This is a genomic window from Prosthecobacter sp. Pr1 (assembly GCF_057652315.1).
This window is the reverse complement of the sequence record NZ_JBYFBS010000002.1, coordinates 73,662-88,674: the sequence shown is the minus strand read 5'-3', so window position 1 is coordinate 88,674 and position 15,013 is coordinate 73,662. Positions and strand designations below refer to the sequence as shown.

Here is a 15,013-nt window from a genome sequence, read left to right as displayed (position 1 = left end):
AGGCATTGCGTGCGGAATTGCGAGGGTTTTACCAGAGAGGGACGTGCGGGACAAGACTTTGCTTGGGACTATTTGGAAAGACGCGTGATGGCGGATTCGACGGATTTTTTAACACCACCGCCCAAGCGCTTCTCGTCGAGTGATTTAAGCACTTGCAGCGCTTCCGGCTTTTTGCCGGTGCGTTCGAGAATCTCGGCCTGCTTCACGGCATAGCCGGCGGCGAGACCGTAGTCCTTCTCGTTTTCTTTGCGGGCCTGCTCAAAGGCGAGCGCGAACAGCGGTGCTGCGGCGTCGTTTTTTCCGTTCGCTGCCAGCAGGTCTGCGGCCTCGCCGGCGGTGCGCCCCATGCGGGGAAGTGCGGTGGCGATTTGGGCTGCCACGGGAGCGAATTCGTCAGGTTTGAAGACGGTGCTTTTTTGCACGATGTCGTTGATGAGATTGGGGATGCCAGGGCCGGCGGCGGGATACATGGCGGCGCACCATTCATCCCCGGCCACTGCGACGACAAGCTGGGCGCGTTGCTCAGGCGTGAGGCGCATCTTTTTCTGCGTGCCTGAGAACTGGCGGATGCAGGTCCACATCTCCCAGCGCTCCAGAACGCGCTTTTTGAAATCACGCCGGTCCTCCTCCTTCAAGCCTTTGCGCCATGAATCAAAGGCAGCGGGCTCGTTGAGGATGAGGTGGATGAGCCATTTCTGAGTCACGCAGTCGGCCACATGCATTTCCCGCAGTTCGGTGGGGGTTTTGGTGATGACGTAATCCAGGAAAGGCATGACGGGGCGGACGTCCGGGGCACGTCCTGCTTCGGACTCGCGGGACCAGAACCAACCGCCAACCCAAGTCGGGCCCCAGCCGGTTTCCTTGACCGCCGAGCGCTGGTAGTAGCTCTGGCTGTAGCGGGCGGCCAGCGCACGATCATAGGCAGCGATGTTGGGCTTCACATCTCCATGCGCGGCCTTCCAGCCATAAGAGAACTGCAGGGGCTTGAGCTGGCGCCAGTGCTCCCAGGTTTGATCCATGGCTGCGAGCGCCTCGATATTGGTCTGGGCTGCGACTTCATCGACGGCATCGCGGATCAGGTCTGCGGCATCGTAGAAATTGCAGATGATCTCGACGCAGTCTTTGCGCATCTCATCATCTGAGAACTTGGTTTCCTTGAAGCGTTTCGCGAGGTCTTTGAAACGATCCTCGCGGTTCTTGAAGCCCTGAATGGCGGCCTGTTCGGACTTGGAGGGGTCTTTGATGTAGGAGACGTAGATCTCTCCCAGCAAAGCCAGGCCGGGGTCGCCACAGGCGGCTTTGAAGGCAGGCAGGTTTTCGATGATCTCTTTGCTCCAGAGCAGTTCTTTTTGCGGGTCCTGCAAAAAGCCGCGCCACTCGGCCTTGAAATGCTCTGCGGCGAGCTGTGGCTGACCGCCGAGCATGAGGCTGACGATGCCTGACTGCTCATTGCTGAGCGTGTGGTGATGCTGGCGCAGCATGGCGCGCATCCAGTCATCGTTGTTCGCCCGGGCAGTCATGCGCAGCATGCTGTTGATGACCCAGTCGCAGGGCTGGTATTTGCTCAGGCCGCCATTGGCGAGACGAGCCAGCCATGCGTCCCAGTGCTCCTGCGCGGCGGTCTGCCATGCGGCATCGACAGGCAGGAGATTGAAGGCGCGCATGATCCAGCCGTATTGATAACCGTGGATGCAGCGCTTCTCCTTCATGGATACCAGTGCTGCGGCAGCGCCCAGCTTCGCGCATTCCGGGTCGATGTCGTCATGGGCCCAGTAGGAGAGAAAATGCACGAGGGACTGACGCACCTGGGGGATGGCCTTGTCCGCGCGCAGCAACGCACGATGATACTCCCACACGGGCTGCATGCCTCCCAGTTCCTCGATGGCTTTTTGGGTAGCGACATTCTGACGAGCCTGATTATCCGTGCTGAGGAAGAAGCGGCCCGCGTAATCGAGTTCACGACCCAAAGCCGCCTGAGGATGTGTCGCGGGCATTTTGGCAGCGTACTTCATGGCGGGAACGCGCTGACTTTGCGGCAGCTTGAAATAGAAGTCATGGAAGGCCAGAGGCATGAGCGTGTGAGGCGTGTCCTGCATGACTTCCGCTGCGCGCTTGAGCATGGCATCAACTCCACGCCCCATGGCCGCATTGCCGCCGTTGTTGCGCCAGATTTCGATCAAGGTCTGGCCATAGCCGCTGTTAACCGCCCAGCCGTCCGGAGACAGATTGCCTGTGGTGTCCTCGTGAAAGAGGCGCATGACAAAGGCCATGGTCTCCGGCTTGGGCCACTCTTTCTTGAGTTCGTCCAGGATGTCGGACCGGGTGAACCAGCCGTTCGCTCCTGCATAGCTGCTCCATGTTTGGGATGAGGCCCGGGCCTCCATCAATTCACAGCCATGGAGAAAGAGCTTCTGAGCCTTGTCGACATCCCCCGGGATGAGAGTTTTCAGAGTGTCTTTGAGCTTGTCCGCATAGCTGCTGGCAGTTGCATTCACGTCTTCAACTCTCTCGGTGGCGATCCAGCGATCGATCTCGTCCATGGCCTTCTTTTGTTCAGCGCCGAGGAACGGAGCGAGAACCTTCACGAGAGCGGGGTCCGCAGTGGCAGGCTGGTTGAGCGCGGTGATCTGCGACTTGAGGAGGGCCATAAAAGCGGGGCCACTCTTTACCGGGATCTTCTCCACATCCGCAGCACGGCGTTTCAACATGGCGGAAAGCGGACCTGCCGGAGCGTCCTGCAGGAGGGCCTCACAGAACTCCACCCCAAAGGTGCGCTGCTTCATGTCTGCAAGTTTCGGACGCAGGTCACGCATGGTGTCACGGTTTTCCCGCAGCTTTTTGAAGAACAAAACCTGCAGGCAGTTGGGATCTTCAGGGAGGCTGACATGCTCGGCAGCTCCCAGCCAGCCCATGGTGCCGAGTGCGGCAAGAGCATGCTGAGGGGACTTCATCACTGCGTTCATGCTGTAGCTGCTGTTGCTCATCCAGTTGGGATCGCTCGTGGCCCCTACGAGTGAAGCCATCTGCAATCCGGCGCCAAATGTAGCGGGCTTTCGGATCATGCTGTCCATGACACGCAGCAGCGAATAAGCGGCGGCGTTATTATAAGAGCCGCCACGCCCGTAGCGTGCGTCGATCGTGCTTTTCATGGTCTTGGCCCAGGTGTTTTGATCGTTGCCAAGTGCCCCGGAAATAATCCGGGCGAAGAAGGGCTCCATACCGGCTTCGGGGCGCAGCTGCTGGCGCAATCCCAGATAGTGGGAGATGGCATAGCCTTCGCTGAAGCTGCGGTTTTGTTTCATGCTGCCAGCGACTATTTCATCCAGCGGCAGGCCTTCGATGCCGCGCTCCACCCAGCGGTCGACCAGCCATACCAGATGCGGTTCATCCCCGTAGCTTGAACCGCCACGACTGGCGGTGGTGAGGTAGGTTTTGGCATGGTGCACGAAGGCTTCGGGCGGGCAGGACCATATAGCCAACTGCGCGCGCAGAACGCTCTGCTGCATGCTGTCCAGAGCGGCGGCAACCAGAGGCATGATGTCCTTTTGCACCTGCTCCAGCTGATTCTCCTTCCAGCCTTTCCAGATGAGAAACTCCGCCGGCGTGGGTGCCCACAGGCCGGTCACCTCCTCATAAAAGCCGTAGCGGCGTGTGATGCTGCCACGCTGGATGCGAGGGGCCGACCTGGCCGACTCAAGCAGCCGCCGGGCTGTGGCGGCCAGTTCATCCATTTTTTTGCCCTCATGGATCGTCAAACACGCAAAGCGGCGGAAGCCTTCCTCTGCAAGCGCGGGGTGCTTCATGAGGGCCTGGCACATGCGGTCATGCACTTCGCGTCGTTTCAGCGCCTCGGGTGATGTCGAAGAGAGGTAGCCTTCATCATCCTCATGGCTGGCTCCCGGCCGGGCATAGAGATGTGCCAGACGGGGAGACCGATACGTTTGGTTCGCGACCATGGCCGGCAGATCGATCATCCAATCCAGACCTTTGACCGCCGCCCCAGCCGGAGCGGCTTCCAGCATACCAGCCAGCGCATCGACGATGTTCATCCTGCCCTCAAACGGCAGGGAGTCATCCCGGCTAATGACTTCGGCGATGAGGCTGCCCACGCCGCTCTGCTGGTAGGCGGAAAGAGGGACATCGTTCATCATCTTCACAGCGCGAGCGGAGTCAGCGCCGGCGATCAGCGAGCAAAGGTGCAGACGCGCCTGGAAGTGCTTGGGGTTCATCTCCACGATTTTCTCCAGCACCTTGGTGGCGTCGGGCTTGTGGTCGATGAGGATCAAGAACTGCGCCTGATCGTACATTTTGGACACAGTGGCATTTTCCCCGGGGTCAAAGACTGCCTGGACTTTTTCAAACAGGCCGGGCTTGCTCAAGAGGCGCCTGATCTCCTTGGCACGGCTGGCGGCGTAGCTTTGATTGCCGTTGCTGGCATACGTCAGGGCGCGTTTGAGCTGGATGACGGCCTCCTTCACGATGGCATCTTCATCCTTGCCGGCGACCAACGTGAGCAGCTTTTTCGTGTCGATGCTGGTGCTGCTGACATAGCTGGTGGAACGCTGACTCGACGACGGAGCCACCATGGCGATGCGGGACCACTGCTCCGCCTCATCTCCCATCTGCAGGCTTTTCATGGCAGCGAGCAATTCGTCCTTTTGTTCAGCCGTGACACGAGCGCTGCGAAGGCGGCGCAGCGCCATCTGCGCGGGCTCCAGCAGGGGGCTGCCTGGCTGTGGTTTCAGCTTCAAAGCCGCATGCGCCAGGGCGGCGTCAAAAGCCGGACGGACACTGGCGGGAATGTTCATGCTGGACGCGCGGACGAGCAGCTCGGCCACACGGTCATACTTGTCCTCGATGCTGAGCCATGAGGCCGCGAGCAGGAGGTCATCCACAGCAGGATTCGGTGCGGCAAGGAGCTGGGCCACCTCCCGCTCCACACGCTCGCGTTCACCGGCCTTGTAGGCCAGCAGGGCACGCAGCGCCGGAGACTTGACGCCATCAATGAAGGGCTTCACGCCTGCGTAATCCTCAGGCTCAGGCTCCAACTTGTCGTCCTCACGCGGATTGTAGATGTCCTTGCGACCGAAGTAGAGCACCAGAGTGTGGGGCAACGTGGTCCCACCGGGGAAAGGCAGGCGGGCAAGCATGTGGCCGGAGGGAGTCTGAGTTCGGCGGTTGAACTGCGTGGCGAAAGCCGCCCATGATTGACGAGTGGGTGCGTCTTCAGCCCAGATCCGCACCTCGCGCTCCATGAGAGCGACGAACTCCTTCCATGCTTTCTGCGTGCGGCAGGCGTTGGCTGCATTGGGCACGCCTGTGCTGTAAAGCTGGGCCGGCAGGCTGGGGTCGGTCTGGTCGAGTTGAAGCAGCAGCAAGGAAAGCATGCGGCGGCACAGCGGCTCAGGCAGCGAATAAGATGGAGGTCTCTGCTCCATGCTCTGATTGCCGCCGATCAGGTATCCCAAGTAATAACGCCCTGCGTAGGATCTGCGCATTTCATCCGGCGACATTTTTTCGAGCAGGTCCACGGCCTCGGTGAGCAAAGGCACTCCTTTTTCACCGCCATCCGCCACGGCATATCTGGCGGCCTGAAAGGCAAGATCGGGGTATTTGGATTTAAAATGTTCAAACGCACTTGCAGCGGTCTCGAATGAAATGTTTTCCCCGTTGCTGATAGAATAGGCCAGCACCACTTCATCATCTGGATATTTCTCCAAGGCGTCCGCGCTTTTGCGTATGCGGTAGTATTGATCGATATCGAGAGCGTCGAGATAACGCGCGGCAAGCGCACCCGCACTGACAGCCTCTGCTTTCCATGCCGCCTTTTTTTGCGCCATCTCGCCCTTCATGAGGGTGATGGCATGCGCCACCGACATCGAGTGCAGGCTGTTCAGGCCGGAGGGCACCATCACCGCCTTGCTGGCGTTCTGCCCTGAGAAGCGGATGGAATTCGAACGATAATTGTAAGCCTGGTAGGAAGATCCGGAAGTGAGTCGAATCAGGTCTGCATAGCCCTTGGGCGTGCGCTTTTCCAACTCCTCCAGATAATTGCCTGTGCTGGAGGGAGTTTTTGTGGCCGCAAGGACTGCGGGCAGTTCCTGGGATTGGGCCATGAGGCGAATGAACAGAGACATGGCAGCGTCCGTTTTGCCCTCCTCCTCAAGCGCCACCGCCTGCAGATAGCCCAGCCGATAGTCCTCGGGGAAGCGCCGCAGCAGCGGCTCAAGAAAGCTCATCACTCGCTTCCAGTCCTGATGGGCCGTCATGCTTTTGGCCAAGGTGAGAGCGTCATCCGCATCCATCTGCGCGCCGCCGGCCAGCTCATAGAGCATGCGGTAGCCGGTGTTTGCATCGCCGTATTCGATTTCGATCGATGCGATCATCTGCTGCACGCGCCCACCTTTGGAGCGACCGGCGAGGCGCTGGAGTTCCTCGATAGCACGCTTCGACTGGCCCATCTCTAAATCCATATGAGCTACCTGCATGGCGAGGGTGACATCGTCAGGCCGCAGGCGCATGGCCTCGCGCAGCGCACGCTCCTGCTCTGTGGTGCTGCCTGCCACCCGGTAGATTTCTGCGAGGGCCAGCCATGGCGCCGCATCTGCACGATTGGTGCGCTGCCGTTCGAGGAACTTATCCGTGAGGGCCTTCAACTGGCCGCGCTCGCCGGCCAGACGCGCGAGGATGCCGACCCAGCGCATTTTGTCCTCCGGCTTTTCCTCCTTTTCAAACAGTGAGAGATAAACCCGCTCTGCGTCGCTCATCTGGCCTTGCTCGATGTAGCCGGAGGCCAGTGCGTCCGCGACGGACTCATCGTCTTCAAATTTACGAGTGGCGGCCTGAAGCACCTTCAGAGCTTCGCGTCCTTTGCCGCTGAGCTGAAGAAGCTTGGCCTCGCGCAGCCAAGGAGAAGCGGAGCCGGGAGAAAGTGTCTTCCATTCCGCCACCCATTTGAGCGCCTGATCTGGTTTTCCCGAGCGCTCGGACAAGTCCACCAGACGCTGAATGTTGGTGGAATTTCTGCCCTGGGGCATGGCCATGAGTTTTTCCGCCTCCTGCGTCGCGCGCAGCCAGTCCTGGCGGGATTCCATCAGCTTAAGCAGCCGTGTCTGCGCCGCCAGTGCATGCTCCGATGGAATTTCGCGCAGGGTTTTCTCAGCGCCCAGGTGGTCCTGTTTTTCTTCGAGGAGCGTGGCGAGGAGAATGCGCTCCTGCACAGTCGGGGTGCTCTTTTGCAAAGCGGCCATGGTTTCGGCAAACTTTGGCTCATCTGCCTTGAGACATGCCACGACCTGCCGCAGCGCATCATCCATAAAGCTGACGTCTGTGGTAGCCCGCACGCGAGCGAGCGCCCATGGAATGGCCTCCACGGGTTTCTTGGCGCTGAGCGCTGAGTTGATCAGCAGCCCAAGAAAGCGCTCATCGCCTGCAAACTCTGCGTGACGTGCCTGCAGCACTTCCAAAGCCGCCTGCGGTTCGAGACGTGCCATGAGCGCCTGGCCCACGGCCATCAACTGGGAGAGATCGCCGTTTTTGGCGAGATCACGCCAGATGGCCAGCGCGGCATCACGTTTGCCACTGCGGTGAAGGTAATGGGCCTGTGCTTCTTTGGCTGCACTGCTCTCAGGAAAGGCCGTGACCATGCGTTCATAGGCCAGAGTGGCATCGTCACCACGCTCCCAGCTTTCGTAGAGCCGCGCCACGCGGAGGTGGTCAAACTCAGCGGTGTCTTTCGCGGCTAGAAACTTATCCAGCGTGGTTTTGGCTGCCACTTTGTCCTTCGCCCGTTCTTGCAGTGTTGCCAGCCGGATGAGGAGTTCACGATCATCGGGTGACTGCTCAAGCAGGACGTTGGTTTGAGCGATGGCCTCCTTGAACTGCTCAAAGCGCGCCAGCAAATCCAGGTAGCTCTCGCGCAGCTCCCGCTGGCCTGGTGTTTTTTGCAGCAGTGCTGCGTAGATGGCCAGTGCCTTGTTTTTATCACCCAGCTCTGCCAAAACTCGAGCGCGCTGCCGCTCCAGCGAGGTGCGCTGTGGATGGGCGGCCTGCAGCTTTTCCAGCTCCTTGACCAGCCCGGTGAGGTTCTCGTCGCGACGAAACATCGTTTCGATCTGCGCGAGCACTTCGCCTTCGATCCAAGTGCCCTGGCCGGTGTCTGCCAGGGTGGAGGTCAGGAGGGCGAGAGCGGCGTCCTTCTTGGTGGCACGCAGCTGGATTTCGGCCAGTCGGAGCTGGCGCACGGCTTTGGCGTAGGGGTCTTTGGTGCCGGCAATCAACGCCAGCATCTGTGCCTCCGCCTCAGCGAAGAGGCCTTCGTCGAGCTGGAGTTCGACCACCTCCTCCACCAGATCTTCGTCATCCGCGTTGGCTTTCACCAGATCCCGCCATGCCTGCAGGGCGGCTTCGGGCTTGCCTGTGCGCAGCAGCCAGCGTCCGCGCATCTGGCCGATCTCACGGCCCAGTGCTCCATCCGCGCCGCCTTTTTCCGCTGCAGTGAGCGATTTTAGGGCCGCTTCGAAATTCATCATGCGCGCCTCGAGTTTGGCCCGTTGGAACCAAGCCCGTGCGTTTGTCCCCTCGCGCTCCAGGGCCGCGGTGTAAGCTTTCAAAGCTTCGGCTTCGTTGCCACGCTGGTCGTGAAAAATTGCCAGCACGAGCAGATCGGCGGTGGTGCTGGTGCGCTGGCGCAAAAATTCGGCCAGGGAGTCCGCCGTGCCTGCCTCCATCCACGCTGAGTAGAATCTGTCATAGACCAGACCAGCCTGAGGACGCTTGAGAAGCATCTGGTGATATTTTTCCGCGTCGGCCCCCGGCGGAGTGGTCTGTCCGAAACATGCCATGGCTGAGGCGAGGAAAAGAAACCGGATTTTCATAAAAGAAATTTACGAGCTCTTTTACCAAATCTCCTATGCCGAGGACAAGATAGAACCGCAAGCAATCGAGATTCATGAAAGACAACCGATGCATTCCGCGCATACTCGACCTCCCAACTTCATCCGCCGCCATGCGTCCCCTTCTCATTTCCCTGCTGTCCATCGCCTGTCTGTTTGCCGTCGCCGCTCCGAAGGAGGAGGTGAAACCGCTCAAGGTTCTCATGATCACCGGCGGCTGCTGCCATGACTATGAGAACCAGAAGCTCATCCTCAGCGAGGGCCTCAGCGCCCGGGCGAATGTGGAATTCACCATCGTGCATGAAGAAGGGCCGGAAGGTAAAAAGGACAAAAGCCACAAGATCTCGATCTATGAAAAGGACAACTGGGCCGAGGGCTATGATGTGGTCCTGCACAACGAATGCTTCGGCGGAGTCGATGACGTGGCGTTTGTGGAACGCATCGCCAAGGCACACCATAACGGTGTCCCGGCGGTGATGCTGCACTGCTCCACCCACAGCTACCGCACGGCCAAGACCGACGAGTGGCGCAAGTGCGTGGGCCAGACCTCGATGAGCCATGAAAAGAACCGTGATTTGAACGTGAAGAACATCGCGGAGGGCCATCCGGTCATGAAAGGCTTCCCGGCGGAATGGCTCGACGCCAAGGACGAACTGTACAAGAACGAAAAGCTCTGGGAGCACTTTGTCCCGCTGGCCAAGGCCTATGGCGAGGACACGAAGATGGACCACAACGTGATCTGGGTGAACGAGTATGGCAAAGCCAAGGTCTTCGGCACCACGCTGGGCCATGGCAACGAGACGATGCAGTCACCCGTTTATCTCGACCTCGTCGCCCGGGGCCTGCTCTGGACCTGTGGCAAGCTTGGCGAAGATGGCAAACCCCTCCCCGGCTACGAAGCCAAGCAGAAGTAGTTCGGCTAGGCCAGCAAGACCTCGGCCAGGGTCTTCAAGAGAGTTTCGGCCGAGTAGGGTTTTGGGATGAAGTGTTTCACGCCGGCCCCCATGGCCCTGGCCACCATGTCTTTGACGCCCAAGCCGCTGGCGGCGATGATGCGCACCTGAGGATTGATGCGCATGATCACCTGGATGGTTGCCAGACCGTCCATGACTGGCATCATCATATCGGTGAGCACCACGGCTATTTCTTCCTGGTGGGCGGTGAACACCGTCGAGGCTTCGACACCATCCGCCGCCAGCAGCACACGGTAGCCAAAAGCTTCCAGCGTCTGACTGATGATCTGACGAACCGTGTCTTCATCATCGACAACCAGCACCAACTCGCCGTTGCCACGCGGGAGCGTCGTCTCAACAGGAACGTCCGGTTGCATGTCTGCTGAATCATTTGCAGGCAAATAAACCTGGAATTTCGAACCTTCCCCGATCTCGCTTTGCACCCGCAGGAAGCCTTGGTGCCCTTTGATGATGGCGAGTGTGGTGGACAGACCCAGGCCTGTGCCTTTGCCGGTTTCCTTTGTGGTAAAAAACGGCTCAAAAATGCGCTCCAACACATCGGGGGGCATGCCAGAGCCGCTGTCTTCAACCTCGACCAATACATGCCGTCCGGGCTTAGCCTCGGGGCTCAGCGCCACGCATTGCTCGTCCAGCACCACGTTGCTGGCAGAGAGCTTGAGCATGCCGCCATTGGGCATGGCATCACGTGCATTGACGCAGAGATTGAGCAAAACCTGATGCAATTGAGTGGGATCTCCCTGAACGCCCCACAAATCCGTCTGGATCCTGCTGCGCACCTGGATGTTCTTGAGAAAGGTTTCGTTGGCGATTTTTTCGATCTCCTTGAGCAGGCGTCCCATTTCAACGGCGAGCTGCCGCCCTTCCACGCCCCGCGCAAAAGAGAGCACCTGCTGCACCATGTCCGCTCCGCGTCTGGCGCTGGTCTCGATGGTTGAGAATATATTCAGCCGCCGTTCATTGGTTTCCTGCAGCTTGAGCAGTTCAATGGACATCATGATGGGGGTGAGCACGTTGTTGAGATCGTGCGCGATGCCTCCGGCCAGCGTGCCGATGCTCTCCATGCGCTGCGAACGCAGCAACTGGGCCTCCACTTGTTTGCTCTCGGTAATGTCCTCCGCCGTGCCGACGATGCGCAGCACGGCACCGTGTGAATCGCGCACGGGAAAAGCCCGGTCATGAATCCACCGCTGAGTGCCGTCAGCACGCAAAATGCGGTAGCGCTCGTCATACTCTCCGCGTGCCCGCTTGGCCGCCGCCGCCTGCTCAATGCGTTCCCTATCCTCGGGATGCACTGAGCCCAGCCAGCTGAGCGGATTTGCATACAGGCTGGCGCAGGTGCGGTGCCAGATTTTTTCATACGCCGGACTGACGTAGATCATTTCGCTGCCGGTGGGATCGGTCATCCAGAACACCTCCTCGATGCTTTCAGCAAACTGACGGAAGCGCTTTTCACTCTCGCGCAGGGAGGTCTCCGCCTGCCTGCGCTCCACGCCTTCCAGCGCCAGAGAGACCAGATTGGACATCGCAAGTGCAAAGGTTTTCTCATCCGCTGTCCATTCCCGCAACGTGCGAACATGTTCAAGGCAGAGCACACCGGTGCGAAACCCGCCCACGATGATGGGCACATCCAGGATGGACCGGATGCCGTGAGGCTGCAGACAGCCTTCCACGAATTCACTGGTGTTTGGGTTCTGGGCGGCATCATCCGCAATGATCATCTCCTGTTCGATGAGGGCGCGGAAATAGGCCGGATAGGTGGCTGCTGAAAGCTCCATGCCAGACGAGTGCCTGCCCTCCTCCCACTCAAACAAATCCACGCAATTTATGGCGGAGCGGTCGCTGTTATAGCGCCAGATGCTGACGCGGGAGACGTTCAGGGTCTGAGCCGCACCTTCGGCGATTTTACGCAGCAGCAACAAGGCATCTTCAGCATCCCCCGCCCAATGGCGTGTCAGTTCGATCAAGGTCTTGCGCTGCTTGATGAAGCGTTTGTCCGCCTCGCGCAATTCTGCCTCACGCCGGCTGATGTCGAGAGCAAAACCGATGTCCGCAGCCAGTTCATCCAGCAAGGCCAGTTCATCTGCGTCGAAGAACTCCGTCGTATCGGCATACAAATTGAACACGCCGATGGTTTTGTCCCCTGATTTCAACGGCAGCGAAGCCATGGAGAGATAACTCCGGCACAGGGCATCGGCACGCCAGCAGGCGGCGTCAGGATCATGCTCAATGTCATTGCAAACCGAGTGCTGGCCGGACTGCAATGCACGCGCTGTCATGGCACAGCCAGAGCCGGACTGCGCACCACTGATGACGGCCTCGAGCATTGCCAGGGTTTCCTGCGTGGCACCGATGTGTGCGGCGATTTGCAGCTGGCCGGTGTCAGGATCCAGCAGACCAATCCATGCGAGGCCAAACAGGCCTTTTTCAACCGCGATGCGGCAGGCCGTCGACAGCATGGCCTCCTGATTTTTTTCACGCACAATGGTCTCATTGATGCCGCTCAACATGGCATAAAGACGGTTGAGCTGCCGGATGCGCTGATCAGCTTTTTTGCGGTCAGTGATGTCCTGCATCTGGGAAACAAAAAATGCGGGATTCCCCTGCTCGTCGTCCACCATCGAAACAGTGAGCAGCACCCACACCACACCGCCGTTCTTATGGAGATAGCGCTTCTCCATCTCAAAATTCTTGATCTCGTGACGGAGCATTTTCTGCACATTGGCAACATCCATTTCGAGATCGTCCGCATGGGTGATCTGCTGAAAATTGACGGAAAGCATTTCGGATTCGGTGTAGCCGACAATTTCACACAGTGCCCGATTGACGCGTAAAAAGCGCCCGTCGGGAGCGACGAGCGCCTTGCCGATGGGGGCATTCTCGAAGGCAGTGGCGAAGGTGGCCTCGCTTTCACGCAACGCCTCCTCCGCCCGTTTGCGTTCGGTGATGTCCTGCACCGTGCCAAAACACCGCGAGGACCTGCCCTGATCATCGAAGAGCAACTCCACCTTCACGAGCGCCTGAGCCTCCAGCCCGTCCGCACGCAGCACACGGTATTCAAACGGCTCGATGACTGCGCCAGGCCTCGCGTTTATAAGCTGTGCAAGATAGGCGTCATGGCGCCCTCGGTCGTCCGGGTGCACCATTTCCTGCACCCGGTCATAGGAGAGTACGACAGACTGTGGCTGCAGCCCGAAAATCCGGTAGAGCTCGTCCGACCATTTGATGCTGCCATCCGCCACCGTGTATTCCCAGCTGCCAATGTGGCTGATGGACTGGGCGCGGCCAAGATCTGCGCTAACCTGGGTCAGGGCGGCCTCGGTGCGTTTGCGATCACTGATGTCCACGAAAGTGGCGACCACATGGGGCTCACCCTGGAACTCGATGGCTTCCATGCTGGCGATGGCATGAAGAACACCGCCGTTGCGCGCACGCAGAGCAAGTTCCATGTCGCGAACCGAACGATGTTCATCGAGAGTCTTGCGGAGCATGGCGGCCACAGGTTCATCAAGCACGGCCAGCTCTATCATGGAACGCTCCACCGCCTCTTCGCGCGTCCAACCAACGAGGCTGGAGAAAGCGTCATTGACCTCCACGATTCGTTGATCGCGCCTGCGGCTAATGGTCAAAGCAACCGGACTGCTGCGAAACGCCTTGATCAGCCGTGTTTCGCCTTCACGAAGCATCTCCATGGCCTGCTTGCGTGCCGTGATGTCTTCAGTGAACATGATGATGCCGCCAATCGAGTCATCCGCCTGACGCCATGGCTGGATCTCCCAGCGAATCCAGTCGGTACGTCCGTCGGCACGCAAAAAAGCCTCTTCATCGCATTTTTCGACCTGTCCGGTCAGACAGCGCTGATGGATTGCATACCAGTGTGGCGGCGATTCAGGAAAGACCTCGTAGTGACTGCGCCCCACGATGGACTGAGATCCGAGGCGGTAATCCTGCATCCAGCGCTGACTGACGACGAGATATTTCATGTCACGATCCAGCATGGCGATGGCCGCCGGACTGTGCTCTGTGTACAGGCGCAGCTGTTCTTCACGCTCCCGCAAAGCACGTGTGCGCTTTTTCACCTGCCCGGCCAGAAACCAATTCCAGCCGACGAGCAGCGCCAGCAGTACCGCGCCCCCCAGGGCGCCGTAGCCGAGATAGCGCAGATACCGGGTGGTGCCCAATGTCTGCCCAAACCACTTCTTTTCGATCCGGGAAAACTCCACCTGCCCCACATCAGCGAACCCCTTCTCAATCAACTGCAGCAGACCGGCATTCCCCTTGCGAACGGCACGATGAAACTCACCGACGCTGACCGGCTCCGTCATCCTGAACTCTGCCTCCAAGCCCTGCTTGTGGAGAAAATAAAGAGCCGGCGGTTTGTCCGCGACGAAGACATTCACTTTGCGCTCATTGGCAGCGGTAATGATAGCCTCATAGTTTTTGTAGAGCAGGAGCGGGCCTACGCCATTGACCTGAAGGAGCTGAGCGCTTGCATCGCCGGCTTTGGCCGCCACGGGAAACCCCTTCAGGGAGGCCAGGCCGGTGATGCCTGAAATCGTCGTTCGAAAAAAGATGGGGACTTGGAGAGTGGCGTAAGGTCGCGAAAAATCCAGATATGTGGCGCGCTCGGCAGTCACGAAGACGGTGTCAATGACATCAAACTCGCCTGCTTTCATCCTCTCAATGGCATCGCCCCAATCCATGCCGTGGATCTCGGCGGTGACGCCCGTCTTTTTTTCCCAAGCCTGCCACTGATCGATGATGATGCCCTGCAACAATCCGGCGCCATCCCTGAAAACATAGGGTGGATAATTGTCGTCCATGACCACGCTGATCTTACCTGGCAGAGCAGGCAGCTGACCAGAGACGGAGGTGCAAATACAGGCGATTAACAAGGCGACAATGAGTCCGCGAATGCGGTGCAAACCACGTTTGGCGGCGGTGATTTTCTTCATGCCTGCACAGCCCCCCGACCATTCACTCAATGTCTCCAAAAAATTGAGTCCTGAGGTCGGGCACTTCGCTTGTTCCATTGCACAAGCCCCATCCGAGTTGAGAACAATGAAGGGCGTTTCCAACATAATTCATGTATGTTAGAGCGTGTGAAAATTCATGACAGTTAAATTACCCTATCGAATCCGCAGAGTC

The 15,013-nt window shown here is 59.0% G+C and carries 3 protein-coding genes; 1 reads left to right on the top strand and 2 read right to left on the bottom strand.

The genetic code is table 11. The features are described from left to right. Positions 1-68: 68 nt before the first annotated feature. Entirely contained in the window at positions 69-8,843 is an 8,775-nt protein-coding gene (locus AC24GY_RS03240; RefSeq protein ID WP_487680243.1) for a hypothetical protein, read from the bottom strand. Positions 8,844-9,007: 164 nt separating this feature from the next. Here AC24GY_RS03240 and AC24GY_RS03235 point away from each other — a divergent pair, with 164 nt between their 5' ends. Then, entirely contained in the window at positions 9,008-9,808 is an 801-nt protein-coding gene (locus AC24GY_RS03235) for a ThuA domain-containing protein (RefSeq protein ID WP_422321967.1), read from the top strand. Between the two features lie 5 nt (positions 9,809-9,813). On the opposite strand, the gene AC24GY_RS03230 is transcribed toward AC24GY_RS03235, so the two are convergent. Beyond that, on the bottom strand, positions 9,814-14,820 hold the full coding sequence (locus tag AC24GY_RS03230) for a PAS domain S-box protein (RefSeq protein ID WP_487680241.1): 5,007 nt from the start codon (positions 14,818-14,820) through the stop codon (positions 9,814-9,816). Between the last annotated feature and the right edge of the window lie 193 nt (positions 14,821-15,013).

Coding starts and splice junctions, on each gene's coding strand:
- AC24GY_RS03240 (WP_487680243.1), bottom strand. CDS start 8,843: ATGGCATGTTTCGGACAGACCACTCCGCCGGGGGCCGACGCGGAAAAA.
- AC24GY_RS03235 (WP_422321967.1), top strand. CDS start 9,008: ATGCGTCCCCTTCTCATTTCCCTGCTGTCCATCGCCTGTCTGTTTGCC.
- AC24GY_RS03230 (WP_487680241.1), bottom strand. CDS start 14,820: ATGAAGAAAATCACCGCCGCCAAACGTGGTTTGCACCGCATTCGCGGA.